We start from the raw sequence: 26,326 nt of genomic DNA, 5'->3' as shown, positions 1-26,326 counted from the left end.
CACTGTGTCCTACGGTTTCTTAAGAGCTCCTAACAAAAGTCAGGTTTGGGGGTCCGTCCCCTCGGGGAGATCGCTCCAATCCTTACTTTTGTTAGGAGCTCTAACGCGAGGAGCGTCTTACCTGCTCCAGTGACAACTTTGACTGTCCCTCGTCCTCCAGCAGCAAACCATTTATCAATACACTCGCGCTGCCAGGGGTAGAGGGATACTCCCTGCGCCAATACCCACCGGGATGAGCCCTGCTCCTGTTCTCTGGCTTTCTCTCCAGTCGCCTCGGGCTGCTGCTTTGCCCTAGACGTCCAACTCTCTAGCCAATCCAGGGTTTCGAGTTGAAGGAGTTCAAGCCGTTCCTTCGAGGTAAGCACCGCAGGCGCCTCCATACGTAGAACTCGAACAGCGAGCGGCTACTCCAACCGCTCGATGACCAACGGCCTGGGAGCGGGAGCCTGGGGCCCGAACTGGTACGCCCTGGTCAGGCGCGCCTTCACCTCCTCCAGCGGGGCCGGGTCGTTGTAGTGCACCCGCACCACCGGCTCCCCCGCCTTCACGGGCTCGCCCTCCTTGCGCAGCAGCGTGAAGCCCACGGCGGGGTCGATGATGCTGTCCACCCGCTGCCGCCCGGCCCCCAGTGCCACCGCCGCCAGGCCCACCGCCTCCGTGTCGATGACGGTGACGAAGCCATCCTGGGGCGCCAGCACCACGTCCACCGTGGAGCGAGCCTGGGGCAGCCGCGTGTAGTCGTCGATGGCGCGCGGGTCTCCTCCCTGTGCCTGGACGATCTCCTTCAGCTTGCGCACCGCGCTCCCGTCCGCGATGACCTTCTCCAGCATCGACCGCGCCTCGGGGATGGAGGACGCCTTGCGGCCCAGCACCAGCATCTCGGCGGTGAGGGCCATCGTCGCCTCGGTGTAGTCCGCTGGCGCCCGGCCATGCAGCATCTCCACCGCCTCGACGATCTCCAGCGCGTTGCCCACCGCCCGGCCCAGCGGCTGATTCATGTCCGTGAGCAGCGCCGTCACCTTGCGGCCCATCTCCGCGCCGATGCCAATCATCGTCCGGGCCAGCGTGCGCGCGTCCTCCACCTTCTTCATGAAGGCCCCGTTGCCCACCTTCACGTCCAGCACCAGGGCATCAATCCCCTCCGCCAGCTTCTTGCTCATGATGGAGCTGGCGATGAGCGGAATGCAGTCCACCGTGGCCGTCACGTCCCGCAGCGCGTAGAGCTTCTTGTCCGCCGGCGCGATCGCCTCCGTCTGGCTGATGAGGCAACACCCCACCTCGCGCACCAGCCGACGGTACTCGGGCACCGGAATGTCCATCCGGAAGCCGGGAATGGACAGCAGCTTGTCCACCGTCCCACCGGTGTGCCCCAGGCCCCGGCCCGAAATCATCGGCACCGGCACCCCACAGGCCGCCGCCAGGGGCGCCAGGCTCACCGACACCTTGTCCCCCACCCCTCCCGTGGAGTGCTTGTCCACCTTCACGCCCGGTGTATCCGACAGGTCCACCACCTCGCCGGACCGGAGCATGGCCTGGGCCCATGCGCCCAGTTCCACCGAGTCCAGCCCCCGGAAGAAGACCGCCATGCACAGAGCGGACATCTGATAGTCCGGCACCTGCCCCGACGTGTACGCCTCGATGAACGCGCGGATGTCCTCGGGCGCCAGCCGCTGACCATCCCGCTTGGCCTTGATGAGCTCGTAGGGTCTCACGGGAACAGCCCATAGCAGGAAGCAGGGCGGGCGTGTACGCCATCCCGCCATCCATTTGATAGGTGACGGGGTCCGGGTCCACCCGGCTCAGTGAATCGAGTGGACCGGCTCCACCGGCTCGTTGGTGGACGGAACACCCGGGGCGCGCAGGGCCTCGTCGAAGGCGCCCTGGTCGAAGGGCAGCTCGTCGAAGGACACCACCTTGCCGTTCTCGATGCGGTACACGTGCAGCAGCCGCACCTCGTAGGACTCCCCGCTGTCCTGGCGGGTGAGGGTATCGCGCAGGAACACCACGCCGCGCGTGTCATCGGCGAGCACCCCCTCGATGTTCATCTGGAGCGACGTGCCGGCGACCTGCCCGAGCTTCATGGCGATCCGCTCCAGGCCCGCGCCGTCGTATTCGCCCGAGAGCACGTTGTCGCCGCGGAAGCGCAACCGGACGTCCGGCGAGCAGAGCGCGAGGACTCCGGCGAGGTTGCCCCGGCCGAACTCGGTGTAGACGGCGCGAATGAGCTGCTCATGTGGATGGGCCATGACACTCCTCCCTGCAGGTGGCGCGGAGCACCACCGGTTCTCGCGATGGAGTCGCCTCGCGGCCTTTGTGAGCGGACCCCGGGCGGGCAGCCCCTCGAGGGTCCGCTCCGGCGCACGGAACCGTCACAAGCACTCCGGCAAAACCTGTTTTAAATTGAAGGCATGAAAATCGCGGTCATTGGTATCGGACCCCATGCCAGGCGCGTGTATGTGCCCGCCCTGCAGCGGCTGAGGGAGCGGTTCGGCGTGGAGGTGGCGCTGGTGGTGGAGCTCGAGGCCAAGGAATCCGAGGTCCGCGCCTTCCTCGCCGCGCGGGAGCTGCGTCCGGAGCTGCTCTTCGTGAAGCCCTTCCAGCAGCACATGCCCGAGGACGTGAGGGCCGCGCTCAGCCGTGCCGCCCGGCGGGAGCCGCTCGACGGCGTCATCATCGCCACCGAGCCCCTGTCGCACAGGGCCTATGCCGAGTGGGCCCTGGAGGAGCGGCTGCACATCCTCATGGACAAGCCCGTCACCACCCGGGAGAACGCCGCCACGGAGCTGCCTCAGGCCGTGGGCATCTACGGCGACTACGAGGCCCTGCTCTCCGCCCATGGCCGACTCCAGAAGGAGAAGCAGACCCTCTTCAGCATCAATGTGCAGCGGCGCTTCCACCCTGGCTTCCAGCGGGTGATGGAGCTGCTGAAGGAGATCGCCGAACGGACGAACTGCCCCATCACCTCCCTCCAATCCTCGCATGCCGACGGGCAGTGGCGGCTGCCCTCGGAGATGATCACCCTCGGCTACCACGGCTACAACGAGGGTTACGGCAAGGTCTCCCACAGCGGGTACCACTTCTTCGATCTGGCCTGGTGGCTCTACCAGACGGTGGCGAGCCTCACCGGAAAGCAGGCGGACTTCGCGGAGGTGTTCTCCTCGTTCCAGGGTCCGGGCGGCTATCTGCGCCAGCTGGACACGGGGGACCACGAGCGGCTCTTCGGGCCGGAGTACCGAAACTCCCAGGCCCATGACGAGGAGTCCCTGAAGCAGCGCCTGCGCGACTACGGGGAGCTCGATGCCTTCTCCACCATCCGGCTGCTCGAGGAGGGCGAGAGCGTGTGCCACCTGTCCATCAACCTGCTGCACAACAGCTTCAGCCGGCGCGACAGGCTTCAGCCCGGGAAGAACCTGTACAAGGGCAATGGCCGCGTCAAACACGAACACCACAGCATCCAACAGGGCCCTTTCCAGAACATCCAGGTGCACTCCTACCAGAGCCGGGCCGAGCACGATGAGCGCTCGGGAGACGAGCACGCCGTGGGAGGGAACAACCACTTCGACATCCACGTCTTCCGCAACAGCGGTCTCACCGGCGATGCACGGCCCCTGGAGATCATCCGCATGGGCGAGCTGGAGGAGCAGGCCGGGTATGACTCGGAGCGGCTGGCCACCGAGCAGGCCAAGGAGGCCGTGGTGGTGGAGTTCCTCCAGTTCATCCGGGGCGAGCTGCCCAGGGAGCGGGTGCGCTCCAGCATCGAGGAGCACCGCGTTCCCGTGCGGCTGATGAGCTCCGTCTACGCCTCCCACGTGCTGCAACGCAGCGGTGGCAATCCCATCGTCGGCTTCGCGCTGCGCTGAGCTCCACCACGAGCGTCAGCGCTCCGTGTCGCAGCCCGCCTCCTCCTGGACTGGGTATGCCGACTTCTTGTCCTCGCGCACGTACTCCCGGTTCCCGGAGAAGAGATCGGCGCTGTTCAAGCGCACCAGGCCCCTGGACGCATCCACCTCCGTCCACGTCACCGTCTCGGTGTTGCCGCTCGCGTACGTCAGCGTCAGCGAGGAGCTCCCCGCCGCCGCGCCGGCCTTGAGCCCGGTGACCTTCGTGAGCGCCGTCTCCTGGCCGAGCTGGACCTCCAACTCACCCCTGGCGGGGCGGACGGTGAAGCTCCGGGTGTGGGCATCGCAGGGCTTCTCGATGACGAGCTCCTTGCCCTTCCGCGTCAGGGCGATCCACGTCCCCGCGAAGGGTTGGAGCTGCTCCGCTTTGACTGGCTGGAGGCCCGCGGGGGTGGCGCGCTCACGCGGACACTCCAGGTGCTTGCGCTCGAGCAGACCCACCGTCGTCTTGCGCGAGCCCTGGAAGCGAGCGGGGACCCGGGCCGGCTCGGAGCCAGGAACAAACGCCTCCACCTTGTCCCCGGCCACCACGTAGGCCTTGCGCGGGGTGGGAGCCGCTTCCGAGTCGAAGAAGTACGCCCTGGGCGCCTTGAGCTCGCATGCGAGGGGGCTCCGCACCCCGCTTCGCTCGAAGGAGTCCTTGCCGGGCCATCCCGCCCCACAGCAATCCGAGGTCTTCCCCTGAAGGGTGAGCCGCGTGGGCTCGAGATTCAGGGTCCACTTGTCCGAAGGCTCGGCGCCCTGGAGCGTCCAACGGTTCCCGGACTTCTGCTTCACCACGAGCGAGCACTCGCAGGTGCCCACGCTGGCGCCCTGCGGGAACACCGCCTCGTAATACACGCGTGTCTCATTATCGCCTTCCAAGACAATGAGAGTTCCCCCCTCCTTCTCGTAGCGGCCCGTCAACGGCGCCGCCGCCTGGGCCATCGCGAGCGCACCAGGAAACAGGGAGAGCAACACCAACGCTGTGATTCTACCATGCAAATGCAACTGGGTGACCATTTGCTCGGACGCTCCTCGAACGGGCCTGGGAAAGATTCCGGATCTGGCCGGGGGGAGGAAACCCGGGGACGCTCATCCGAGATAATCCAGACGATGCCCTCATGACGCCTGTACGCCCCGGCGTGCGCGGCGCGGATGACGACGAGACCATGACCTCTTCCTATCGGATTCGTTCAGGCGACACCTTGTCGGGGATCGCCCGGCAACACAACACCACCGTCGACGCGCTGGCTCGCGCCAACAATATCGAGGATCCGAACAAGATTCGTGAAGGGCAGACCCTCCAGATTCCGGACGGCTTCGATCGCCCCGCCGCGAGGACTGCTGGACGTCGCCCTCGTGGGCGCTCCGAGGACAGCTTCTCCGCCGCACCGCGTCCCCGCTCCCGGCCCGGCGGTCAGGAGCCGGCGTCCCGGCGGACCACCCCCCAGACTCCGGGAGCCCGGCGGCCCGGCGCGCAGGCTCCGGCGTCCCGGCCCGACACCCAGGCTCGGGCCCAGACGCTCCGGCGCGGAAACGCGACTCCGGCGCTCCGGCCCGACGTTCAGGCACAGGCGGCCCAGCGGCCCGTCGCCGCGGATCAGGCCCAGGCGCTCCGGCCCGCGGCCCAGCCCCAGGCGGCGCTGGGAGGACTCAGCCGTCAGTACGAGGCCCGGGGTGGTCCTGGAACCGTGTCCTCGGGCCAGGGGGATCACGGCGGCGTGTCCTACGGCTCGTACCAGTTCGCGACCAACAACGGCTCGGCGCAGGAGTTCGTGAACTCGCTGAGGACCAGCCATCCGGACTACCACGCGGCGCTGTCGGGCCACGCGCCCGGCACCGAGGCGTTCAGCACGGCCTGGCGGGACCTGGCGGCGAGAGATCCGCAGGGGTTCGACCAGGCCCAGCACGACTACATCCAGGCCACGCACTACGACGTGGCGGCCGCGGGCATCCAGCGGAACACGGGGATCGATCTGAGCACGCGCTCGGCCGCGCTGCGCGACGTGGCCTGGTCCACCGCCGTGCAGCACGGTCCGGGCCGCGCGGATGACATCTTCGCGACCGCACTCGCGGGGCGTGACCCGGCCACCGTCACCGACGAGCAGCTCATCCAGGGCATCTACGCCGAGCGGGGCCGCCGCAACGGCGACGGTGAGCTGGCGTACTTCTCGAGCAGCTCCGCCGACGTCCAGGCGGGCGTGGCGCAGCGCTTCGTGGACGAGCAGGCCACGGCCCTCGGGATGCTGCGGCAGGAGCAGGCGGGGGGCGCCGCGGCCCAGGCTCCCGTCACGGCGCCGATTCCCCGGCCGCGCCCCGAGCACCTCACGCCGCCGGCTTCCCAGCCGCTCCCCGAAAACCTCACGCCGCCGCTGCCCCGGCCGCGTCCCGAGAACCTCACGCCGCCGATTCCCCAGCCGCGTCCCGACGACCTCACTCCGCTGACGTCCCGGCAGGTGGCGGCACCTGACCCGGCGAGCGCGCGGCAGGTGCAGGTGCCGTACTACAGTCAGTTCGAGGGGGGCCATGGCTTCACCCCAGGGAACACGGCGTGCTTCGATGCGGCCAAGGCGATGATCGGCACCCTGGGCGTGACGGTGCAGGGCTCGGACCGCCGCATCCAGGTCGGAACGAGCGAGGACACGCGGGGCCGCCTCACGGTGGACTCCGCGCGCGCCCAGGAGGGCCGCAACTACATCGACTCGCAGCTCGATGCGGGCCGCCCGGTGATGGTGGGCGTGAGCCACAGGGACGACGACTACAACGCGGATCAACTGACGGACCACTTCGTGGTCATCACGGGCCGGGGTGTCGACGAGCAGGGCCGCACCTACTACTCGTTCCACGATCCGGGCACGCGCCATACGCAGATCGGCGCGGATACCAACCCGAACAATCGCTTCTACGTCGATGACAGCACGGGGATGATGTACCGGCCCGCCCAGGATGGAACCTCCATCGATCGGCGCGCCTACGATGTCTCGATGGTGCGCATCAACGGGTAGCCCTCGCGCCATGGGCCCTGGCTCCAGTGAGCCAGGGCCGCACGGGCTCCACCTCGCCGAAGCACTGTTGCGCGCTGGGACAGGCGGGTTTCATGGCAGCATCGCCGCCCCATGTCTCCGCTTCCCGATACGAAGAAGAAGGTGGACGTCTCCAAGCTGATGAAGAAGGTGGATGGCCTTCTCGACGAGACGCCGCCCCAGTTGGACGAAGCCATTCCGCTGCTGCGTCAGGTGTTGGAGGCCGAGCCGGACCGGCTGATGGCGCTGCACTCCCTCAACTGGGCGATGGATGCCACGAGACGCGTGGACCCCGACCGCTGGTCGCGGGAGCTCAAGGCGGAGCACTGGCGGATTCGCGACCGGGTCCTCGCACTGACCCGGGGCACTCGCCCGGGAGGAAAGCTGAGCGACGCCCAGCGTGCGCGCGCCCTGGCCCTGAGCCAATGGGCCGAAGAGGTGGTGCGCGGACGGCCCACCGACGCGCAATTGGACGAAGTAGAGGCCGCACTGGAGGAGGCGCAAGGCCTGCGTGACATTCCAGACCATGCGCTCGCACGCCGGGGGCTCGAGGCCTGGCGCGCACTGCGCCAGGACAACCCGGAGGACGGCTACGAGGCACTGCTCGCCCAGGTCAAGGAGACGCCCGGGTTCCAGGTCATCAACGTCGATGACGATGACGCGAGCTGTTTCAACGGCTTGCAGGGCGCGTTCTCCGATGAAGGCTTCCTCTCCTGGCTGCGAGCGCGCGAACCCGCCAGCCGTCCCAAAGGCAAACAGGCCAGGAGCCTGGACGCGGGTCTCCTGCTCGCGGCGGGGATGGATACCGCTCCCCACTTTGGCCCCGATGGCGGAGGGGGTGGCCGGGTCGGCCGCGTGCTGGCCCTGCGCGCACTGGGCGCGAACCTCCAGGCCTTGAACGAGGACAAACGGGGCGTGCTGCACCTGGCGGCCATGGTGGACGCCGCGGCGCTGGTGAAGGAACTGCTCGCCCTGGGCCTGTCCGCGTCGGCCGTCGACGAGGCGAAGGCCACGGCCCTGCACCTCGCCGCCGAGCATGGGTGCGTGGCCTGCATTCCCGTACTGGTCAAGGGAGGGGTACCGGTGGACGCACTCGACCAGGATGGCCGGACCGCGCTCTTCGATGCGCAGCGGCCCGAGGTGGCCCGGGCGCTCCTCGATGCCGGCGCCAACCCCAATGCCGGCAAGGGTTGGACGCCCCTGCACCAGCAGGCGCGCATCAAGGAGCGGGCGCCCGTCATCGAGGTCCTGCTTGAGGCGGGGGCGGACGCCACCCGGAAGGACCGGGAGGGACTCACACCCGCCGAGGAGGCCCTGGCCCACGAGAACCCCCACCTCGCCAGCCTCCTGGGCGCGAGAGGTCGCGCGTAACCGGGCGCGGCCGCGGGGCTGCCTGTATCGGTGTCTCCGGGGGCCCTCCTCGACCCCCACCCCGCCCGTGGAGTGCTCGTGCACCTGCACGCCCGGTGTATCCGGCATGCACGCCATCCCTCCATCCATCTGATAAAGGTGGACTGTCTTGATCTCCCTCCGGCACATCCACAAGCGCTTCGGCGCCGTGACCGCCCTGGACGACGTGTCGCTGGACATCGGCACCGGGGAAGTCATCGCCCTCGTGGGCGAGAACGGCGCCGGTAAGTCCACCTTGATGAACGTCCTCTACGGGCTCTACCAGGCCGATTCCGGCGAGGTGCTCGTGAAGGGCCAGCCCGTGCGCCTGCGCAGCCCTCGCGACGCCATCGCCCAGGGCATCGGCATGGTGCACCAGCACTTCATGCTCGTCCCCACCCTCACCGTGGCGGAGAACGTGGTGCTCGGCCGCGAGCCCTCGCGTTGGGGCCGCATGGACATGGACCGGGCCTGCCAGGAGGTGGCCGCCACCTGCGAGCGCTTCGGCTTCAAGCTGGACCCGCGCGCCCGGGTGGACACCCTCTCCGTGGGCTCGCAGCAGAAGGTGGAGATCGTCAAGGCGCTGCACCGGGGCGCCCAGGTGCTCATCCTCGACGAGCCCACCGCGGTGCTCACCCCCCAGGAGTCGGATGACCTCTTCCGGGTGGCGCGGGGGCTGGCGGCCGGTGGACGCACCGTCGTCTTCATCAGCCACAAGCTGCGCGAGGTGCTCAGCGTGGCCGAGCGGGTGGCGGTGATGCGCCGGGGCCGGCTGGTGGCCGAGGTGCGCGCCGCCAACACCCGGCCCGAGGAGCTGGCCGCGCTCATGGTGGGCGAGTCCCGCGTCCCGCTCGCCGAGGCCCAGACGTACCACCCCCCCGGGGGCGAGAAGCTGCTGGAGGCGAAGGAGCTCCGGGCCCGGGGCGAGGACGGCCGGCCCGCGCTCCAGGGCATCTCCCTGGAGGTGCACGCGGGAGAGATCGTCGGCATCGCCGGAGTGGACGGCAACGGTCAGCGCGAGCTCGCCGAGGTGCTCACGGGCCTGCGGACGCTGGAGGGAGGCGGAGGCAATCTGCTGGGCGGGCCGCTCACGGGGCTGACGCCCGCCGAGGCCCGGCGCCGGGGCGTGGGGCACGTGCCCGAGGACCGGCTGTGGCGCGCGGTGGTGAAGGCCATGACGGTGGAGGAGAACGTGGCGCTGGGGCGGCAGACGCAGGCGCCCTTCGCCCGGGGGCTCCAGGTGGACTTCGCGGGCCGGCGCGAGCGCACCGCGGCACTGCTGAAGGCCTACGAGGTACGGCCGCCGGACCCCGAGGTGCCCCTGCAGGCGCTCTCCGGCGGCAACCAGCAGAAGGTGGTGGTGGCGCGCGAGCTGGACGCGGGGCCGAAGCTGCTGGTGGTGGTGCAGCCCACGCGCGGCCTGGACATCGGCGCGGTGGCGCAGGTGCAGGCGAAGCTGCGCGAGGCGCGCGACAAGGGAGCCGGTGTGTTGCTCGTCTCGTTGGACCTGGAGGAAGTCCTGGCCCTGGCCGATCGCATCTACGTCTTCTTCGAGGGCCGCGTCACCGGCACCTTCACCCGGCCCGAGTTCGACGAGCGGGAGATCGGCCGCCGGATGCTCGGCACCCACGGGGAGGAGGTGGCCCATGGGTGAGCGGCTGCGCGCGGTACTCCCCTCCGTCTTCTCCGTGTTCCTGGCGCTCGCCGTGTGCTGGGTGTTCATCGCCCTCACGCGCGACGCGGAGACGGCCACCGGGGCCTATCTCCAGATGCTCCGCGGCGGCCTGGGCGACTGGGCCCAGTATTTCGAGAGCGAGCGCCTCACCGTGCTCACCCGGCCCCTCGGCGAGGCCGCCATCAAGGCCGCCCTGCTGCTGCTCACCGGGCTGTCGGTGACGGTGGCCTTCAAGGTGGGCCTCTTCAACATCGGCGCCCAGGGGCAGATGCTGGTGGGGGCGCTCGCCGCCGCCGTGGCGGGAGCCCAGCTTCAACTGCCCGCCGTGCTGCACATCCCGGTGGCCATCCTCGCCGCCTGCGTGACCGGAGGCCTGTGGGCGCTCATCGCCGCGGGCCTCAAGCTCGCCCGGGGCGTCCACGAGGTCATCTCCACCATCATGCTCAACTGGGTGGCGGTGAGCCTGGTGGACAACTGGCTGTCGGTGGGCCCACTGAGGGCCGGTGCCGGCACCCACCTCTCCATCACGGGCACCGCGGAGATCGCCACCAGCGCGCAACTGCCCCGGCTGCTCGGGGAGATGTCCCGCCTGCACCTCGGCTTCCCGCTGGCGCTCGCGGTGGCGCTGGCCATCTGGGTGTGGCTCTCTCGGCTGCGCTCGGGCTTCGAGACGCGCGCGGTGGGCCTGGGCTCCGAGGCCGCCCGGGCCGCGGGCATTCCGGTGGTGCGGCGCACCGCCCAGGCCATGGGACTCGCCGGAGCGCTCGCGGGCATGGCCGGCGCCGTGCTCGTGCTGGGCACCGAGTACCGGTACCCGGGTGGACTGGGCGCGCCCTACGGCTTCGACGGCATCGCCATCTCGCTCATCGGCGGCAACCACCCGTTGGGCGTGGCGCTGTCCGCCCTCTTCTTCGGAGCGCTGCGCGCGGGCGGCACGCGCATGCAGCTGCTCGGCGTGCACAAGAGCTACCCGGAGCTCATCCAGGGCCTCGCCCTGCTCTTCGTGGCGGGCCGGCTGGTGTGGCTCGCGCTGCTGCGCCCGAGGAAGGTGGCCCCCGTGGTACCCACCCGGCAGCCGGAAACCAGCCCGGAGGTGCCCCGTGCTTGAAATCATCGAGGCCCTCCTGTCCTCCACGCTGGAGTACTTCCCCGCGCTGCTCTTCGCCGCGCTGGGGGCCACGCTGTCCGAGCGCTCCGGCGTGGTGAACGTGGGCGTGGAAGGGATGATGCGCGCGGGCGCCTTCTGCGCGGCCGTGGCGGCCATCACCTTCCCCACGCCCGTGGGCGTGCTGGTGGGCATGCTCGCCGGTGCCGGCATGGCCGCCATCCATGGCTACCTGTGCATCCGCTGGCGCTCGGACCAGGTGGTGTCCGGCATGGCCATCAACCTCGTGGCGCTCGCCGGGGGCACCTACCTCCTCGAGTCCCTCTACGGGCCCAACGGCACGCCCCCCATCCACCAGCTCACCCGCTGGCACCTGCCCGGCCTGTCCGAGGTGCCCCTGCTGCGCGTCCTCTCCGGGCACTCGGCCCTCACGTGGCTCGCCCTGGTGCTGCCCTTCGCCTTCCACGGGCTGCTCTACCGCACGCCCCTGGGCCTGCGGCTGCGCGCGGTGGGCGAGAAGCCCCACGCCGTGGCCACCCTGGGCCTGTCCGTGACGGGGCTGCGCTGGCTCGCCGTGCTGGGCAGCGGCATGCTCGCGGGCCTGGGCGGGGCCACCCTCTCCACCGCCGTGTTGGACCGCTTCGAGCAGCACACCCCGGCCGGCCTCGGCTTCATGGCCCTGGCCGCCATGGTGTTCGGCCGCTGGACGCCGCTGGGGGCCTTCCTCGCCGCCCTCTTCTTCGCCTTCGGCGGCGCGCTGCGCATCGGCCTGGCCTCCAGCGCCCCCGGCCTCCTGGAAGTGGTGCCCCAGGGCTTCCTCCTCGCCCTGCCCTACGTCCTGACGCTCGCGGTGCTCGCCTTCCAGGGCCAGCGCACCCACGCGCCCGCCGCCCTCGGCACCCCCTACGAGCAGGAATCGCGCTGACGCGGCGCGCCACCGGGGCCCGGGTCCTCCTGAACCCGGGTCACGGCCGACCGGGAATCACTCTTGACCCACGTATTCTCATGTACTCCAAGCAAGGCATGAGTGGGCCATCATCCGCGCAACCAAGCAAAGCTCTGTAACTCAAGGAAGAAAGGATAGACTGTTCCGTACCGTACACTGGCGGACGGAGCGGCGCGCAATCGGCATGCGCATCGCATGGAATGGGTGGCACGCGAGCGGGCCGCGAGGCAGTGGAGAAGTGAGCTGACGGTGCGGGCCGCGGGGTGGGGGACGGGAGGAGGGAGGTCGGCGTCCGGAACATGTCGTGGGGGGGGAGCCGACGTGAAATCAGACACATCCAAGGCACGAGGTGACGCGATGAGCGCGGTGGCGATGGCTTACTGGCCGAGGCAGACGGCGGTGGCGAGCGGGGAGAGCCGCGGCCACCTGAGCGCCGTGGGCGCGCTGGACGGCACCGACGTGCAGAACCTGGACCTGTGTGCGCTGGCGAAGCACGCACTGGCCCTGCTCCACGCCACGGGGCACGTGGAGAACGGCGAGGTGGGGCTGGAGCTGCCGGACGAGCCGGTGTTCGCGCGGGTGAGCCGGCGGCGGATGGAGCAGGTGATGCTGCACCTGCTCAGCGACGCGGTGCAGGCCCACCGGAACGCGGAGCTGCCGGCGCGCACCGTGCGGTTGGCGGTGGAGCCCCAGGACGACTTCGGGGATTACGGCCCGCGCTTCCAGGTGCGCTACGCGGCGCGCGAGAGCGCTCCCCAGACGGGCCTGGCGGCGGCGCGCGAGCTGGTGGAGTCGCTGGGCGGAAGCCTCGCGGTGAAGAACCACGGGCTGACGAGCAGCACCATCACCGTCTCCGTGGAGCTGGAGGACCAGGGCACCGCGAGCTGGTAGTGCTCGCGGGCCCGGTGGCCGCTCCGGTCAGAACTTGTAGGCGATGCCCAGCAGCGCCTCGAGCGTGAAGCGGGCGCGGGTCCGGTCCTCGAAGAAGCCCGAGTAGGAGCCCACGGACGGACCCATCCGCACGTTGAAGTTCACGGCGAGGTTGCGGTCGAGGAAGTACTCCAGCCCGCCGCCCAGCAGGACGGGCACCACCACGCCGCCGCCCGTGCCGAAGACGACGTAGAAGGGGATGTCCAGGCCCACGTTGAGCATGAGGGCGCTGCCCACGGGAATGCCCACGGTGAGGGCGATGGGCAGCGTCAGGCCCACCTCGGTGTAGCGCTCGTAGAAGTAGAAGAAGGGCCCGGGGGCGAACGTCAGCCCGACGTTCACCCGCGACGTCTGCAGCAGCATCAGCCGCATCCACCCCTGCAGCTTCAGCCCCGGCACCACGCTGGTGATGATGCCCTCGTGGCCGTAGTTGAAGGTGAACTTGCCGCCGATGTCGAAGCGCGACGTGGCCCCGTGCAGCAGGCCCAGCGACAGGCCCGGCCAGCCCACCTGGCCCGTCACCGCGGTCCCCGAACCCAGCGTCTGGCCCGACAGCACGGACCAGCCCTGGCCGCGGCTGTACGTCGCCCCCTCCTCCTGCGCCAGGGCGGCGCCCGAGACGAGGAGGACTCCCATCAGTACCCAACTCGAGACACAGCGCTTCACGCACCCACCTCCGGTTGCCCCCGCTCGCGCGCCAGCGCGATGAAGGCGTCGATGAGCTTCTGGAGCCGGGCCTCTCCCCGGGCGCGCGCGGCTTGCACCGGCTCGCCGGCGGCCAGCGTCTCCTTCAGCTCGAAGTAGTATTTGATTTTCGGCTCCGTGCCGGACGGCCGCGCCGTCACCCGCCCTCCGCCCTCCAGCTCGTAGGCGAGGACGTTGGAGGGAGGCAGCCGCTCTCCCTTCTTGTAGTCCAGCACGTTGCGCACGGGCAGCTCGCCCACGCGCGAGGGGCCCGAGCGGCGGAAGCCGTCCATGATGCGGGCAATCACCTGAGCGCCCTCGGCGCCCGGGAAGGTGAAGTTGCGCTGCGCGCTCACGTAGAGGCCGAAGCGGCGCTGGATCTCCTCCAGGTAGCCGAGCACCGTCTGGCCGCGCGACTCGCACCAGGCGGCGAGGTCCGCGAACACCAGCGCCGCGCCCACGCCGTCCTTGTCCCGCGTCACGGAGCCCACGCAGTAGCCGAGCGCCTCCTCGTAACCGAAGACGAACTGGGTGCCCTCCTGCTTCTCACGCTCGACGGCGCGGTTGGCGATCCACTTGAAGCCGGTGAGCACCTCGTCATAGGCGACGCCCAGCTCGCGGGCGATGTCGCCCAGCTGCGTGGAGGACACGATGGTGGTGACGACGTGCGGCTTCCCGCGCCGGGTGGGCCCCTGCACCAGCACGTAGTGGCCCAGCAGCACGCCCACCTCGTTGCCGGTGAGCATGCGCAGCTTGCCGGAGCCATCGCGCACCATGGCGGCCAGCCGGTCCGCGTCCGGATCGTTCGCGAGCACCAGGTCCGCCTTCACGCGCTCGGCGGTGGCGAGCGACAGGTCCATGGCCCCGGGCTCCTCGGGGTTGGGGAAGCGCACGGTGGGGAAGGTGCCGTCTGGCTGGTGCTGCTCGGCCACGGGGTGGACGTTGCGGAAGCCCGCGCGCTCCAGGGCCCGCTCCATCCACACGCCGCCCACGCCGTGCATGGCGGTATAGACGATGGAGAGCGACTCCGAGCCACGCCCGTGCACGCGCAGCTTGAGGATGGCATCCAGGTACGCCTCGCCGAGCGAGTCCGGCACGTCGCGCCACAGGCCGCGGGCGTGCGCCTCGGTGGGGGTGAGCAGCTCCACCTGGTTGGCGGGCTCCACGCGGGAGATGAAGTCGGCGATGCCCTTGTCATGGGGCGGGATGATTTGAGCGCCGTTGCCCCAGTAGACCTTGTAGCCGTTGTACTCGGGCGGGTTGTGGCTGGCCGTCACCATCACGCCCGCGGCGGCGTTGAGGTGCAGGGTGGCGAAGGCGGCGAGCGGCGTGGGCGCCAGCGAGGGGAAGACGTGCGCCGGAATGCCCTCGGCGGCGAACACGCAGGCGGTGTCCTCGGCGAGCTCGGCGCTGAGCCGGCGGCCATCGCGGCACACCACCACGCCGCGGGTGGTGACGTCCGGGACGGTGGCCTTGAGGTAGCGCGCCAGGCCGGCGGTGGTCCGGCGCACCACGGCGCGGTTCATCCGGTTGGGCCCCGCGCCCAGCACGCCCCGCAGGCCCGCGGTGCCGAACTCCAGGTCCCCCGCGAAACGGTCCGCCAGGTCCGCCAGGTCTCCCCGCGCGAGCACGTCCCGCAGCTCCTCCACGGTGGCCGCGTCCGGGTCCGCCTGGAGCCACGCCTCCGCCTTCTGCTTCAATCCAGTCGCGTCCATGTGCTTCCCCTCTCCTTAAGGCCGGTGCGGCGGTGGGGCCGCGTCCGTCCTCCCCGTCTGTTCAGCGATGATCAGACCCGAGCCGGGGCTCAGGTGTAGTCGGTGAGTTTGCGCCGGGTCGGGCCGCCCTTGGGAGCGTCCTTCTGACCCTGGCAGTTCACGCAGTAGCCCACGTAGGGCATGGCCTCGAGCCGGCCGGGCGCAATCTCGTCGCCGCACTCCTCGCACTCGCCGAAGGAGTCCGGGTCGTCGCGCAGCTTGCCCAGCGCCTTCACCACGAGCTGGAGCACGCCGTCCGTGTTCCGGTTCCGCTTGGAGGCGATGGCCTGCATCATCTCGTTGAGCGGCTGCTCGTCCTCGTCGCCGCCCACGCGCGCCTCATCGGTGCGGTTGGGCTCGATCTTCAAGGGGGCCTTGCCGGTCAGCTCCGCGTGGAGCGCCAGCAACTTCTGCCTGTACTTCTCGCGCTGTGCCTCGGTCACGGGCCTCTCCCCACCGGGTGGCTAGTACTTCGCGGTGGACCTCTGGCCGGTGACGATGGCCACCGACGCCGAGGCTCCCAGGCGGTTGGCGCCCGCCTGAATCATCTTCAGGGCGTCCTCGGCCGAGCGGATGCCTCCCGAGGCCTTCACGCCCACGTCCTCGCCCACCACCCGGCGCATGAGCGAGATGTCCTCCACGGTGGCGCCGCCGGTGCTGAAGCCGGTGGACGTCTTCACGAACGCCGCCCCCGCCGCCTTGGACAACACACAGCCGGCGATCTTCTCGTCCTGGGAGAGCAGGCTCGTCTCGAGGATGACCTTCACCGGCCAGGGCCGGCTGGCCTCCACCACCTGGGCGATGTCGGAGAGCACCAGCGCGTAGTCGCGCGCCTTGAGGGCCCCGACATGGATGACCATGTCGATCTCCCGGGCACCGGCGTGGATGGCCTCGCGGGCCTCGAAGGCCTTGGCGCTCGTGAGGGCCGCGCCCAGGGGGAAGCCCACCACGGCGATGGGCACCGAGCGGGAGCCCGCCAGGATGCCCGCCACGGTGGCCACGTGGCTCGAGTTCACGCACACGGTGGCGAAGCCGTGCTCCACGGCCTCGCGGGCCACCCGGGCGACGTCCTCGCGCGTGGCCTCGGGCTTGAGCAGGGTGTGGTCGATGTAGGGCGCCAGGTCCGCGTTGTCGCGGATGGACCCGGGCGCGATGGACGCGGTCCGCACGGGAGACGGGGGCAGTGGGTTGCCCGCCCGGAGACCGGGCATGCTGCGGCGGACGTGGTCGGCGATCTCCTCGACGACCCTCTGGATGTCTTGGGCCTCGGACATAGGGAGCGGGATGTAGCCCACTCCAGCCCGCTCGGGAAGCACCGAGACGGCCCCTTGCCCGACACGCAACGGACCCCGGCCCGTGCTGTAGAGTCCCCCCGCTCATGGCTCTCGCGCGGCTCTTCCTCGTCCTCTTCGCCCTGCTCACCGCCCTTCCGGGCCGCGCGGCCCCGGCCCCCACGCCTCCGGCCAGGCCGCTCACCGTCTACTTCTTCGACGTGGGCCAGGGAGACGCGGCGCTCATCGTCTCGCCCACGGGCAAGACGGTGCTCATCGACGGCGGCCCTCCCGAGGCCGACGAGGCCCTGGTGCCCCGCCTGCGCCAACTGCTCCGGGAGCCCATCGATCTGGTCATCATGACCCACCCACACCTGGACCACCTGGGCGGCCTGGCGAAGATCATCCAGGGAGTGGGCGCGAAACGCTTCATGGACCCGGGCTTCGAGCACCCGAGCGAGGCCTACCGCAAGCTGCTGGAGGTGGTGGGCCAGAAGGTGGGCCAGGTGATGACGCCCACGCCCAACCCGAGTTCGCCGGAGACGCTGCTCACCGTGGGCCTGGGCGAGGGCGTGACGCTCACCGTCCTCTGGCCGCGCCCCCCGCGCGATGCGTTCCTCGACGACACGCGCTCGGACGTCAACGCCAACTCCATCGTGGCCAAGCTGACGTACGGCAAGACGGCGTTCCTCTTCACGGGAGACGCCGAGCCACAGACCGAGGCGTTCCTGCTGACCCGGCCCATCGACTTCACCTCCACGGTGCTGAAGGTGGCGCACCACGGGGGCAAGCACTCGTCCACCGCGCCCTTCCTCGCGGCGGTGAAGCCCCAGGCGGCCGTCATCTCCTGCGGCGCGGGCAACGACTACGGGCACCCCACCCCCGAGGCCCTCGAGCGGCTCGGCAAGACGGGCGCGCGCATCTTCCGCACCGACCGCCAGGGCGAGGTGCTCGCGGTGAGCAACGGCACCACCGTCACGCTCACCCCCCAGAAGGGCCGGAGCGCCCCCGTCGTCTTCACCGGACAGACGGCCGGCCCGGTGGCCAAGGGGCCCATGCCGTCGGGGACCTCGGGCTCGGTGGGCGCCACCGGCGGCAAGGTCGTGCCCGCCAGCGGAAAGCTCCCGGCGTCCAGCACCCAGGGGATGCGCTACGTGAGCCTCAAGGGCACCGAGGTGTTCCACAGCGAGGACTGCCGCGCGCTCGAGCGGGCGAAGACGAAGGAGCGCACCGTGTACAAGGACCGCGCCTCCGCCATGCGGGAGCGCCGCCCCGCCAAGGACTGCGACCCATGACGAAGAAGAAGCCGCGGAAACCGCAGCGCCCCCGGACGCTGGCCAGCGTGGACCGGTTCGAGGACGGGCTCGCCGTGCTCATCGTGGAGGGCCGCGAGCAGACGCGGCGCCGCGAGGAGTTGCCGCCCGGCGTGCGCGAGGGCGACGTGCTGGACCTGGAGACGCTGACGGTGGACGCGGAGGCCACCGAGCGCCTGCGCACCGAAGTGCGTGAGGCCCGGGAGCGGGCCATGAAGGACAAGACGCCGCCGCCCGGGGACTTCGACCTGTAGCCGCGGCCCCGGGCGGGACCTGGCGCTCCGCTACTGGCAGGTGTACTCCCGGAGGACGCTGGCGCTCGCCACCTGCCAGCAGGAGGCCCCCACGCTCGGGCAGGACTTGCCGGCCGGACTCGTCGGGCAGCTCGGCGTCCAGGAGCGCGTGTAGCAGGACGCCATGATCAGGTCGTAGCAGTTCTCGGCGCCCGTGAGCACCCAGACGCCTCCGGGGCAGGCCTGGGAGACGCTCTGCGAGGCCGTGTTGGGAGAAGCCCAGCAGGTGCTGCGGTTCCCATTGCTGTCGATGACCATGGGATAGGCCTTCACCTGGAAGCTGTACGTGCCGCACGAGAAGCCCGCGTAGCTGAAGTACCAGGTGCCCGAGGTGCCGGTACGCTCCTCGGAGGTGTAGAGCGTGTTGTTGACGTAGTACTCGAGCCGCACGGCGTTGGCGCCCGTGGACACCGTCCAGGAGCCGCTCCCGGCCAGCTCGCCCTGATAGAGGCTGGCGCCCGAGATGGAGGCGGAGACGCTCACGCCGGAGCACAGCGCCGCCTCCTGGGTGCCCAGGGCTTCCTCGGCGGGGGTGGAGGCGACGTCGGTGCCACCACAGGCCACCAGCAGCAGGGCGGACAGCAGAGAACAGAGGGGGGCGCGAAACGAACGGTGTTGCATGGTGAACTCCCTGGGGAGGAAATCCCTGGAAAAAGCGCCCTGCACTGTAAACGAGAATTCATGGAAATGCACGTTCGGCATCCCGCGCTGGAGGCGCTCAGAGGTCGGCCGGAGGACGCGCGCGAGGCAACCCGGGCACGGCGGCGACGAAGAACACCTGCTCCACGCGCAGGCCCACGGCCACCAACGCCATCGCGGCGAGCGAGCCCACGGCGGCGCCCGCGTGGTCCATGCCCCGGTGGAAGCCGAAGGCCTGGCCACGGGCGTCCGGGGAGACGGAGTGGGCGATGAGCGCGTCGCGCGGACTGGAGCGCAGGCCCTTGCCCACCCTATCCAACGCGCGGATGACGACGGGATGCCACGCCAGGGTGACGAAGGCCATCAGCGGGCGCATGAGGCTGGACAGCCCGTAGCCCAGCAGCACCATCGGCTTGAGGCGGCGTGCCCGGTCCGCCCACACGCCGGACTGGTACTTGATGAGGGCGGAGATCAGGTCCGCCACGCCCTCCATGAGGCCCAACAGGACGGGCGCCTGCGCCGGCAGCCTCGCGGCGAGGAAGGCCGGCAGCAGCGGGAAGCTCATGTCGCTGCTGATGTCCGTCAGCAGGCTCACCACGCCGAGCACCACCACGGTGCTCGGCAGGCGGCCCGTCTCCCCGCGAGGAGTGGCCACTCGCGCTACATGGACTTGCTGAGGACGAGCGGAATCTCGACCTCGACGTCATCCCCCTCGAAGGAGGGGAACACCATGCGGCGGGCGCGGGCCTTGATGCAGTTGCCCATGGCCGAGCCGTTGATGTCGTCGCGGTCGAAGGACACCTTCTTCACCGTGCCGGAGCTGCCCACGGTGGCGGTGAGCAGCAGCTTGCCGTCGCGCAGCTTCGGGTTCTTGCGCAGCGCCTGGTCGATGCAGGACTTGAAGGCCGTCTGCGACTGCTTCACCACGCGGTCGAGCGCCTCCGGGGGCGGGCCGGACTGCGCGGCCGAGTCGGTGGGAGCCACCTCGGTGTTCTCGCGCACCTCGGGGCCCACGTCCTTCTTCTCGCCCTCGCCGTAGAGGGCGGCCACGGCCTTCTGCTCCTCGCCCTCGGGCGGCTGGGCGGCCGGGTCCTGCGGCGTCTCCGCCGGCTTCGCGGCCTCCTCGGTGGGAGCCGGCTTCGCCTCGGCCTTCTTCTCCGGCTTCGCCTCGGTCTTCGGGGCGGGCGGAGGCGCGGGCGGCGGCGGCCTGGTGCGGCCGAGCATCAGGTCCCTCAGCTCGCCGATGCCCTCGGGCGAGAAGACGGACACGGGTTGCTGCACCACCTGCCCCTTGGAATCCACGCGGGTGACGCGCAGCGGCACCACCTGCATCTCCGTGAGCGCGTACAGCACGCCCACCGGCAGCGCCACCAACAGCACGACGAAGAGGGCGATCTTCCAGGCCGGATTGCGCCGGTGCATCCCCGCCTTCTTCACGAAGTACTGGGTGTTCTCCGCCGGCTTGCGCGGCTGCTCCGGCTCCTTGCCCAGGGCGGCGAGGGGGTCCTCCCGCGAGGAGCCCGCCAGCGAGTCCATGCCCAGCTCACCCCCATCGCCCTGCTCGGACTGGGGGAGGTCCAGGTCGGAGAACAGCTCGCCCAGGGGCGCGCCGTTCATGTCGGAGCCGACGGAGCCCGTGTCGGGACCGGCGGCGACGGCGGCGTCCGGGTCCTGCTCCCACGGGGTGGAGTCCTGCCGGGCGGAGGCCGCGCGGCGCGGCGCGGGTTCGGCGTTCCAGGTCGTCTGCGAGGGCGCGGGCGGGTCCGGCTGCCACGAGGTGGCCGACTGCTCGACCGGAAAGGGATCGGGCTCCGGCGCCATGACAGGAGGAGGCGGCGCGGCCCGCGCGGGGGGCGGCGGCGGCGCGGGCGGCGGGGCCGCGGGCGCGAAGAAGCCGGCCAGCTCGGGGATGTCCTGCCCCCGCTTCCAGTCCGGCATGCCCTGCTGCCAGAAGTAGCTGCGCGCCGTGACGGCGCCCGAGGCCACGAGCTCACTCAGGGCGCCCTCGTCCAGGGGGCCCTCCTGCTTGCTCTTCACCATCACGAACCAGGGAGAGCTCGCGTCGCGCAGCGGCATGGTCCGGGTGGGCTCGTCCTCCCAGGACATGTTCGCCGCCGCGGGGGCCGGCTGGGCCACGGCCGCGGCCGACTCTTCCTCGGCGAGGGAGCGGTCCTGCTCCCGCAGGCGCTCCACGTCCGCCAGGGACACGACGCGCGTGCTCTCCTCGGTCTCGGCGGGAGGGCCCTCCACGGAGATGACGTTCTGGCAGTTCTTACAGCGGACCTTGACGGTCTTGCCGCGGACCTTGTCGTCCGCGATGGAGTACCGCCGCTGACACTTGTTGCAGGAGAAGTTCAAGGGGGCTGTCCGGCGCGCGCACACAAGGGCGAGCATCTGCGATGCTAGCGCCTATGCCGTAGAGTGCAAACCATCGGGTTGACTCTGCCTGCCGGCCCAACTAAGAGCCGCCTCCCCCTACCCTCTTGACACAGAAGGTGGCGCATGCCCGCGAAGGACCTCGGGAACAAGTACGTCTGCTTCAAATGCAGCACGAAGTTCTATGACATGAAGAAGCCGGACCCCCTGTGCCCGAAGTGCGGCGCGGATCAACGGGAGAGCCCGGCGCTCAAGCCCGCCTCCGAGGGGCGGCGCGGCCGTCTGTCCTCCATCCCCAAGGTCATCGAGCCCATCGAGCCCGAGGAGCCGGCGGCGGAGAGCGAGGAGGAAGAGCTGGCCGAATTCGAAGACGAGGACGCCGAAGCGGCTCCCGGCGAGGAGGACGAGGAGATCTGAGCCCGGTACGAGGGGGGCTCCGCCACCCGGCGGTGCCCCCTTCGGCTTTTCAGGCTCAGCGCGACTTCGCTGTTCCGCTCGGACGGGTGGAGAGTTGGTGGAGCACCTGGCGCAGCTGCTCGTAGCGCACCGGGCCCAGCGCCTGCACGCCTACCGGCCGCCGGGGTGCCTGCCCCTTGTCCCACAGGGTAGGGGCTGCTCCCGTCCTCGGGCTCGGTCGTTTCTTCGGCTGCATGGGTCGTCCCCCTGATTTCATCGACCAGACATGTAGCAGGTTTCCACCGGGACGGAAACTTTTCGCCACATTCCCTCCACCGACGGAGGAGGAAGGTGGAGGGAAGGCCCCTTGGAGCGGCCATACGGGCGTGCGCCCGGCCACCGGGAGCGGCGGCGGCATGTACCCGGCCTGCTTGGTCGCAACACGAGGGATGACACTGAGACGATTTGTGCGTTGGACCGTGCAGATCCTTGTTGGTAGAAGGACGCGGGCCCCGCGGTAGGGCCCCCCATGGAGGCAGCGATTTTGCGGGAGAAACTGAAGGCGCTGGCGGAGCTGCAGAAGGTGGACCTCGAGGTCGCCTCGCTCCGGAAGGCCGCGGACGTGCATCCCCGGCAGTTGGCGGAGCTGGAGCGCGAGCTGGGCGCGGCGCGCAGCGCCATCGAGGCGGAGCGCACCCGGGTGGCCGACATCGAGCGGCAGAAGACGACGCTCGAGCAGAACATCTCGGACGAGAAGGACAAGGTGAAGAAGTGGGAGGCGCGGCTCGCCGAGCAGCGCTCCACCCGCGAATACTCCGCCCTGGCCCGGGAGATCGACATCGCCAAGAAGGCGAACCAGACGATGTCCGACGAGCTGGTGGAGCTCACCAAGACGCTCGGCGCGGCGCGCGAGGCGGTGAAGGCCAAGGAGGCCGAGTTCGCCACCCGCCAGGAGCAGTTGTCCTCGCGGATGAACGAGCTGCGCGGCAAGCAGAGCCAGGCCGAGGGTCAAGTGAAGACGCTCGAGGGCAAGCGCTCCACGGTGGCCGCGGGCGTGGACGCCACGCTGCTGCGCCGCTACGAGACCATCCGCAAGAAGAAGCTTCCAGCGATGGTGGGCGTGGTGGCCGGGACCTGCCAGGGCTGCAACATGAACGTGCCCCCGCAGCTCTACAACAACCTGCGCGTGTCGCTGGGCACGGACATCTGCCCGTCCTGCAACCGCATCATCTACGCCGTCGAGGCGCTCGAAACGCCGGCGGCGAAGTAGCCCCGCGCGATGGCCCCACCGGACCTGGCCGACATCCTCCGCCACATCGGACGTGAGGAGCCGCTCTCGGGAACGGTGCGGGCTTTTCCCGGCCTCACCCGCGAGGATCTGGGCCGCCTCCTGGAAGCAGCGGCCACCCAGCTCGCGACGCGTGCGCCCGAACCTCCGGCCACCGAGCCGCGTCGCCCCTCCCGTACGGTCCCGCCCCTGCCCCAGGAGTCACCCGCTCCAGGAGCCGTCCCCTCGAGCCTGAAGCTCTTCTCGGACGGGGCCGCGCGGGGCAACCCGGGTCCCGCCGGAGCTGGCGCGGTGCTCATGGACGCCGAGGGACGGGTGGTGGCCCGGCTCGGCAGGTTCCTGGGCACCCAGACGAACAACTACGCCGAGTACATGGGCCTGCTGCTCGGCCTGAAGCACGCCCGGAGCCTGGGCGTGAAGGAGCTGGAGGTGCTCGCCGACAGCGAGCTGCTCATCCGCCAGCTCCAGGGGCGCTACCAGGTGAAGAGTCCCACGCTCCGCCCCCTCTATGAGGAGGCCTCGGAGCTGCTCGAGCAGTTCTCCCGGGTGAAGCTCACCCACGTGCCGCGCGAGAAGAACAAGGCGGCCGACGAGATGAGCAACCGGGCCATCGACGAGCGGATGTGAGCCGGGAGCCTCCTGCCGGAGTGACCTCGGGCCCCCCTGTGTTGTATGAGGCGTGTGCCGGAGTGGTCCGGGTGAACGCTGGTCACCGCGGGAACGGGTGACGGGAGGAAAGTCCGAGCTCCAGAGGGCAGGGTGCTGGCTAACGGCCAGTCGAGGCGACTCGCAGGACAGTGCCACAGAAAACAAACCGCCGGTTCCGCGAGGGGCCGGTAAGGGTGAAACGGTGCGGTAAGAGCGCACCGCGCTCGGGGTGACTCGAGCGGCACGGAAAACCCCACCTGGAGCAAGAGCCAATAGGAGCGCGTCCCCGCGAGGGGACAGGGGTTGCCCGCCCCATGCGTTCGGGTTGCTCGCTGATGAGGCCCCTGGGCAACCAGGGCCCTAGATGAATGTTCACCGCCCATCCCGAAAGGGGTGGGGACAAGACTCGGCTTACAGGGCCACTCCGGTTTTTTTCCCTGTACCTACGGCTGCGCCACGGGCACCTGCGCGAGCAGGATGCGGCTGCGCCCGTCGTTGCGCACCGCGTCCGGATTCTTGAGCTGCAGGCGCGCGTCCGTCTTCGGGTCCCAGAAGCCCAGCCAGATGTTGAGGGCGCGGGCGGCGGAGCCGGGAGGGAGCACGAGGTTGAACTCGTCCTTCACCGTCTCACCGGGCTTCCACTGGGTGGTGGGGTAGAGGCCACCGGCCGGCTTGTGGTCGATGTTGAGACGCTCCGCGCGGCCCTCGGCGTCCTCCACGTGGACGAAGATCATGTAGTCCTCCTCCAGGGGCTTGAGGACCTTGAAGTAGGCGGTGACGCGGGCGCCCTCGCCGGGAGCGAGGCGGCCGGGCTGCACGGTGGCGGCCACCAATTCCACCTTGTCCTCGAAGTTGGCGCCGTTGCGCACCGAGAGCGGCGGCACCTGCGACACCACGGCCTGGCGCCGCTCGTTGGGGCTGGCGCCGCCAGGGGCCTCGACGATGCAGGCGCTGAGGAGGGTGGCGGAACCGAGGAGGGCGAGGAGAGTGGGACGGCGCATGGCCCCCTGTTTCTAGCGGCTTCCCGGCACGGCATCCACCGGCCCGTGGTCCGGGGACGTGTTGGCCGTGTGGCGGGGGCTGAAGATGGGGGGGACTCGCGGAGGCATCTTGAGGTATGCGGAGCGCGCCATGAAGACGCCCACCGCCCTACCCTTCCTCCTCGCGCAGGCGCCGTCTCCGCAGCCCGCTCCGCTGCCCCAGGACCCCCCTCCGATGCAGCCCGGGGTACCGGAGACGGGCACGCCCCCGCCGCCCCAGGGCGGCACCGTGGACACGGTGGTGGGCGTGGGCATCACCGTGCTGCTCGTGGCCCTGATGGTGGCCGCGGCGCGCAAGCTCTTCTTCAAGAAGCGCCCCGAGGAGCCCGGCCGCAAGCCGGTGCCGCCGTCCGCGGAGGAGAAGCCCGAGCTCCCCGCGGAGACTCCGCAACTGCGCGTGGAGCTGCCGCCTGGCGAGGCGGAGCTCGCGAGGCTGCGTGAGGCGGAGGAGATCCACGCCCGTGCCGAGACCCTCGCCCGTCAGCGCGAGGAGGCCACGCGCGCCGCGAAGGCCGCCACGGATGCCACCGAGCGCGCCCGCCTGGAGGCCGAGGTCCGGGCCCTCAAGGAGCGTGAGGAGGAGGAGAAGCGCGCCGAGTACCGCGCGAAGAAGGCGGCGGAGGACGAGGCGAAGGAGCGGCGCAAGCGCGAGCGCGAGGAGGCCGAGCGCCTGGTGGCCGAGCAGAAGGCCCGGGAGGAGGCGGCGGCCGAGGAGGCACGGCGCGCGGCGGAGGCGGCGGCACGGGCGAAGATCGAGGCCGAGGCGGGCCAGACGCTGGCGCAGGGCCTGGACAAGACGCGCAACCAGGGCTTCATGGCGCGGCTCAACGGCCTGTTCGGCTCCAACCGCAAGGTGGACGAGTCGGTGCTGGCGGAGATGGAGGAGATCCTCTTCACGGCGGACATCGGCGTGCGCACCGCGTCCAGCCTGGTGGAGGTGGCGCGAGACAAGCTCAAGCGCAACGAGCTGAGCGACGCCAACCGCATCAAGGACCTCATCCGCGAGGAGGTGACGCGCATCGTGGACCTGCCGGTGCCGCGCACGCTGGAGGGTGGAGGCCCGCCGCACGTGGTGATGGTGGTGGGCGTCAACGGCGCGGGGAAGACGACGACGATCGGCAAGCTGTCGGCGAAGCTGACGGGCCAGGGCAAGAAGGTGCTGCTGGCGGCGGGCGACACGTTCCGCGCGGCGGCCACCGAGCAGCTCGACGTGTGGGCGGACCGGGCCAAGGCGGAGCTGGTGAAGGGGGTGGAGGGCGCGGATCCCAGCTCGGTGGTGTTCGAGGCCATCAAGAAGGGGCGGGAGACGGGCGCCGACGTGGTCATCGCGGACACGGCGGGCCGGCTCCACACCAAGGTGAGCCTGATGGACGAGCTGAAGAAGGTGAAGCGCGTCATCGACAAGGCGCTTCCCGGGGCTCCCCACGAGGTGCTGCTGGTGCTGGACTCCACCAACGGGCAGAACGCCATTCAGCAGGCCAGGCAGTTCCACGAGGCGGTGGGTGTGACGGCCATCGCGCTGACGAAGCTGGACGGCACGGCCAAGGGCGGCGTCATCATCGGCATCGCCGACGAGCTGAAGCTGCCCGTGGTGTGGGTGGGCGTCGGCGAGAAGGTCGCCGACCTGCGCCGCTTCGAGCCCAAGGAGTTCGTCCAGGCGCTGTTCGACTAACGC

The 26,326-nt window shown here is 70.3% G+C and carries 25 protein-coding genes and 1 other RNA gene; 14 read left to right on the top strand and 12 right to left on the bottom strand.

The genetic code is table 11. The annotated features are described in order from the left end of the window. Positions 1-404: 404 nt before the first annotated feature. Together Q664_RS05855 and Q664_RS05850 are read right to left on the bottom strand one after the other, a co-directional pair. Complete coding sequence (locus Q664_RS05855; RefSeq protein ID WP_043390713.1) at positions 405-1,712, bottom strand: thymidine phosphorylase; 1,308 nt, start codon at positions 1,710-1,712, stop codon at positions 405-407. Between the two features lie 87 nt (positions 1,713-1,799). Then, positions 1,800-2,246 carry a nuclear transport factor 2 family protein gene (locus Q664_RS05850; RefSeq protein WP_043390711.1) on the bottom strand — a complete coding sequence of 149 codons (447 nt, stop codon included), beginning with the start codon at positions 2,244-2,246 and terminating at the stop codon, positions 1,800-1,802. Positions 2,247-2,408: 162 nt separating this feature from the next. On the opposite strand from Q664_RS05850, the gene Q664_RS05845 reads away from it, so the two are divergent. Next, positions 2,409-3,860, top strand: a complete 1,452-nt coding sequence (locus Q664_RS05845; protein ID WP_043390709.1) for a Gfo/Idh/MocA family oxidoreductase — start codon at positions 2,409-2,411, stop codon at positions 3,858-3,860. 15 nt (positions 3,861-3,875) lie between these two features. Here the strand turns inward: Q664_RS05845 and Q664_RS05840 are convergent, their stop codons facing one another. Next, on the bottom strand, positions 3,876-4,763 hold the full coding sequence (locus tag Q664_RS05840; protein WP_235216574.1) for a hypothetical protein: 888 nt from the start codon (positions 4,761-4,763) through the stop codon (positions 3,876-3,878). A gap of 239 nt (positions 4,764-5,002) precedes the next feature. Here Q664_RS05840 and Q664_RS60600 point away from each other — a divergent pair, with 239 nt between their 5' ends. From Q664_RS60600 to Q664_RS51630, 6 genes are all read left to right on the top strand, one after another. Next, entirely contained in the window at positions 5,003-6,886 is a 1,884-nt protein-coding gene (locus tag Q664_RS60600) for a VgrG-related protein (RefSeq protein WP_084609546.1), read from the top strand. 111 nt (positions 6,887-6,997) lie between these two features. After that, entirely contained in the window at positions 6,998-8,275 is a 1,278-nt protein-coding gene (locus Q664_RS05830; protein ID WP_235216573.1) for an ankyrin repeat domain-containing protein, read from the top strand. Positions 8,276-8,480: 205 nt separating this feature from the next. Continuing rightward, positions 8,481-9,947: an ABC transporter ATP-binding protein gene (locus Q664_RS05825; RefSeq protein ID WP_075207354.1), complete on the top strand. Its 1,467-nt coding sequence runs from the start codon at positions 8,481-8,483 to the stop codon at positions 9,945-9,947. After that, positions 9,940-11,076, top strand: a complete 1,137-nt coding sequence (locus tag Q664_RS05820) for an ABC transporter permease (protein WP_043390707.1) — start codon at positions 9,940-9,942, stop codon at positions 11,074-11,076. The genes Q664_RS05825 and Q664_RS05820 overlap by 8 nt, the downstream gene beginning before the upstream one ends. Then, positions 11,069-11,998, top strand: a complete 930-nt coding sequence (locus Q664_RS05815) for an ABC transporter permease (protein WP_043390706.1) — start codon at positions 11,069-11,071, stop codon at positions 11,996-11,998. The genes Q664_RS05820 and Q664_RS05815 overlap by 8 nt, the downstream gene beginning before the upstream one ends. 342 nt (positions 11,999-12,340) lie before the next feature. Further along, positions 12,341-12,910, top strand: a complete 570-nt coding sequence (locus Q664_RS51630; RefSeq protein ID WP_152621935.1) for a histidine kinase — start codon at positions 12,341-12,343, stop codon at positions 12,908-12,910. Positions 12,911-12,937: 27 nt separating this feature from the next. On the opposite strand, the gene Q664_RS05805 is transcribed toward Q664_RS51630, so the two are convergent. The 4 genes from Q664_RS05805 to deoC form a co-directional block, all read right to left on the bottom strand. After that, the gene (locus tag Q664_RS05805; RefSeq protein WP_043390704.1) at positions 12,938-13,615 is read right to left on the bottom strand and encodes a hypothetical protein; all 678 of its coding nucleotides are present in this window, start codon (positions 13,613-13,615) and stop codon (positions 12,938-12,940) included. Continuing rightward, a complete protein-coding gene (locus Q664_RS05800) occupies positions 13,612-15,348 on the bottom strand; it encodes a phospho-sugar mutase (RefSeq protein ID WP_043390702.1) in 1,737 nt (578 codons plus the stop codon). The genes Q664_RS05805 and Q664_RS05800 overlap by 4 nt, the downstream gene beginning before the upstream one ends. 89 nt (positions 15,349-15,437) lie before the next feature. Next, positions 15,438-15,830 (bottom strand): TraR/DksA family transcriptional regulator, encoded by a 393-nt coding sequence (locus Q664_RS05795; RefSeq protein ID WP_043390700.1) that lies wholly within the window; start codon positions 15,828-15,830, stop codon positions 15,438-15,440. A gap of 21 nt (positions 15,831-15,851) precedes the next feature. Continuing rightward, positions 15,852-16,661, bottom strand: a complete 810-nt coding sequence (deoC, locus tag Q664_RS05790; protein WP_043390698.1) for a deoxyribose-phosphate aldolase — start codon at positions 16,659-16,661, stop codon at positions 15,852-15,854. A gap of 104 nt (positions 16,662-16,765) precedes the next feature. Between deoC and Q664_RS05785 the strand changes: the two genes are divergently transcribed. Together Q664_RS05785 and Q664_RS05780 are read left to right on the top strand one after the other, a co-directional pair. Next, the gene (locus Q664_RS05785; RefSeq protein ID WP_043390696.1) at positions 16,766-17,953 is read left to right on the top strand and encodes a ComEC/Rec2 family competence protein; all 1,188 of its coding nucleotides are present in this window, start codon (positions 16,766-16,768) and stop codon (positions 17,951-17,953) included. Next, positions 17,950-18,225, top strand: coding sequence for a DUF3006 domain-containing protein (locus Q664_RS05780; protein ID WP_052517719.1), 276 nt, complete (start codon positions 17,950-17,952; stop codon positions 18,223-18,225). Before Q664_RS05785 ends, Q664_RS05780 begins: the two co-directional genes overlap by 4 nt. Before the next feature lie 30 nt (positions 18,226-18,255). On the opposite strand, the gene Q664_RS51625 is transcribed toward Q664_RS05780, so the two are convergent. From Q664_RS51625 to Q664_RS05765, 3 genes are all read right to left on the bottom strand, one after another. Beyond that, positions 18,256-18,885, bottom strand: a complete 630-nt coding sequence (locus Q664_RS51625; RefSeq protein ID WP_052517718.1) for a hypothetical protein — start codon at positions 18,883-18,885, stop codon at positions 18,256-18,258. A 97-nt stretch (positions 18,886-18,982) separates the two neighbouring features. Continuing rightward, entirely contained in the window at positions 18,983-19,558 is a 576-nt protein-coding gene (locus Q664_RS05770) for an MFS transporter (protein WP_052517717.1), read from the bottom strand. 5 nt (positions 19,559-19,563) lie between these two features. Continuing rightward, entirely contained in the window at positions 19,564-21,261 is a 1,698-nt protein-coding gene (locus Q664_RS05765) for an AgmX/PglI C-terminal domain-containing protein (protein ID WP_043390694.1), read from the bottom strand. Positions 21,262-21,405: 144 nt separating this feature from the next. Between Q664_RS05765 and Q664_RS05760 the strand changes: the two genes are divergently transcribed. Next, on the top strand, positions 21,406-21,696 hold the full coding sequence (locus tag Q664_RS05760) for a TIGR02300 family protein (protein WP_043390692.1): 291 nt from the start codon (positions 21,406-21,408) through the stop codon (positions 21,694-21,696). Between the two features lie 55 nt (positions 21,697-21,751). Here Q664_RS05760 and Q664_RS57370 read toward each other — a convergent pair whose 3' ends face one another. Next, the gene (locus tag Q664_RS57370; protein WP_152621934.1) at positions 21,752-21,931 is read right to left on the bottom strand and encodes a hypothetical protein; all 180 of its coding nucleotides are present in this window, start codon (positions 21,929-21,931) and stop codon (positions 21,752-21,754) included. Positions 21,932-22,219: 288 nt separating this feature from the next. Between Q664_RS57370 and Q664_RS05755 the strand changes: the two genes are divergently transcribed. The 3 genes from Q664_RS05755 (at position 22,220) to rnpB (ending at position 24,041) form a co-directional block, all read left to right on the top strand. Next, entirely contained in the window at positions 22,220-22,945 is a 726-nt protein-coding gene (locus tag Q664_RS05755; protein WP_043390691.1) for a zinc ribbon domain-containing protein, read from the top strand. Between the two features lie 9 nt (positions 22,946-22,954). Beyond that, positions 22,955-23,590 carry a ribonuclease HI family protein gene (locus Q664_RS51620; RefSeq protein WP_052517716.1) on the top strand — a complete coding sequence of 212 codons (636 nt, stop codon included), beginning with the start codon at positions 22,955-22,957 and terminating at the stop codon, positions 23,588-23,590. A gap of 59 nt (positions 23,591-23,649) precedes the next feature. Further along, an RNA gene (gene rnpB, locus Q664_RS51640) (RNase P RNA component class A) lies at positions 23,650-24,041 on the top strand. A gap of 13 nt (positions 24,042-24,054) precedes the next feature. Here the strand turns inward: rnpB and Q664_RS05745 are convergent. Next, positions 24,055-24,612 (bottom strand): hypothetical protein, encoded by a 558-nt coding sequence (locus tag Q664_RS05745; protein ID WP_043390689.1) that lies wholly within the window; start codon positions 24,610-24,612, stop codon positions 24,055-24,057. Positions 24,613-24,742: 130 nt separating this feature from the next. On the opposite strand from Q664_RS05745, the gene ftsY reads away from it, so the two are divergent. Next, the gene (gene ftsY / locus Q664_RS05740) at positions 24,743-26,323 is read left to right on the top strand and encodes a signal recognition particle-docking protein FtsY (RefSeq protein ID WP_043390687.1); all 1,581 of its coding nucleotides are present in this window, start codon (positions 24,743-24,745) and stop codon (positions 26,321-26,323) included. Positions 26,324-26,326: the final 3 nt, after the last annotated feature.

This window comes from Archangium violaceum Cb vi76 (assembly GCF_000733295.1).
GTDB lineage: Bacteria > Myxococcota > Myxococcia > Myxococcales > Myxococcaceae > Archangium > Archangium violaceum.
Note: the sequence above shows the minus strand (reverse complement) of the source record. Positions and strands in the feature narration are given on the sequence as shown.

What these genes read in the sequence shown, in the direction of transcription:
- Q664_RS57370 (WP_152621934.1), bottom strand. Translation starts at nt 21,931, where the DNA reads ATGCAGCCGAAGAAACGACCGAGCCCGAGGACGGGAGCAGCCCCTACC.
- Q664_RS05850 (WP_043390711.1), bottom strand. Translation starts at nt 2,246, where the DNA reads ATGGCCCATCCACATGAGCAGCTCATTCGCGCCGTCTACACCGAGTTC.
- ftsY (WP_043390687.1), top strand. Translation starts at nt 24,743, where the DNA reads ATGAAGACGCCCACCGCCCTACCCTTCCTCCTCGCGCAGGCGCCGTCT.
- Q664_RS05830 (WP_235216573.1), top strand. Translation starts at nt 6,998, where the DNA reads ATGTCTCCGCTTCCCGATACGAAGAAGAAGGTGGACGTCTCCAAGCTG.
- Q664_RS51625 (WP_052517718.1), bottom strand. Translation starts at nt 18,885, where the DNA reads ATGCAACACCGTTCGTTTCGCGCCCCCCTCTGTTCTCTGCTGTCCGCC.
- Q664_RS05800 (WP_043390702.1), bottom strand. Translation starts at nt 15,348, where the DNA reads ATGGACGCGACTGGATTGAAGCAGAAGGCGGAGGCGTGGCTCCAGGCG.
- Q664_RS51620 (WP_052517716.1), top strand. Translation starts at nt 22,955, where the DNA reads ATGGCCCCACCGGACCTGGCCGACATCCTCCGCCACATCGGACGTGAG.
- Q664_RS05780 (WP_052517719.1), top strand. Translation starts at nt 17,950, where the DNA reads ATGACGAAGAAGAAGCCGCGGAAACCGCAGCGCCCCCGGACGCTGGCC.
- deoC (WP_043390698.1), bottom strand. Translation starts at nt 16,661, where the DNA reads ATGTCCGAGGCCCAAGACATCCAGAGGGTCGTCGAGGAGATCGCCGAC.
- Q664_RS05820 (WP_043390707.1), top strand. Translation starts at nt 9,940, where the DNA reads ATGGGTGAGCGGCTGCGCGCGGTACTCCCCTCCGTCTTCTCCGTGTTC.
- Q664_RS60600 (WP_084609546.1), top strand. Translation starts at nt 5,003, where the DNA reads ATGACGCCTGTACGCCCCGGCGTGCGCGGCGCGGATGACGACGAGACC.
- Q664_RS05745 (WP_043390689.1), bottom strand. Translation starts at nt 24,612, where the DNA reads ATGCGCCGTCCCACTCTCCTCGCCCTCCTCGGTTCCGCCACCCTCCTC.
- Q664_RS05785 (WP_043390696.1), top strand. Translation starts at nt 16,766, where the DNA reads ATGGCTCTCGCGCGGCTCTTCCTCGTCCTCTTCGCCCTGCTCACCGCC.
- Q664_RS05845 (WP_043390709.1), top strand. Translation starts at nt 2,409, where the DNA reads ATGAAAATCGCGGTCATTGGTATCGGACCCCATGCCAGGCGCGTGTAT.
- Q664_RS05760 (WP_043390692.1), top strand. Translation starts at nt 21,406, where the DNA reads ATGCCCGCGAAGGACCTCGGGAACAAGTACGTCTGCTTCAAATGCAGC.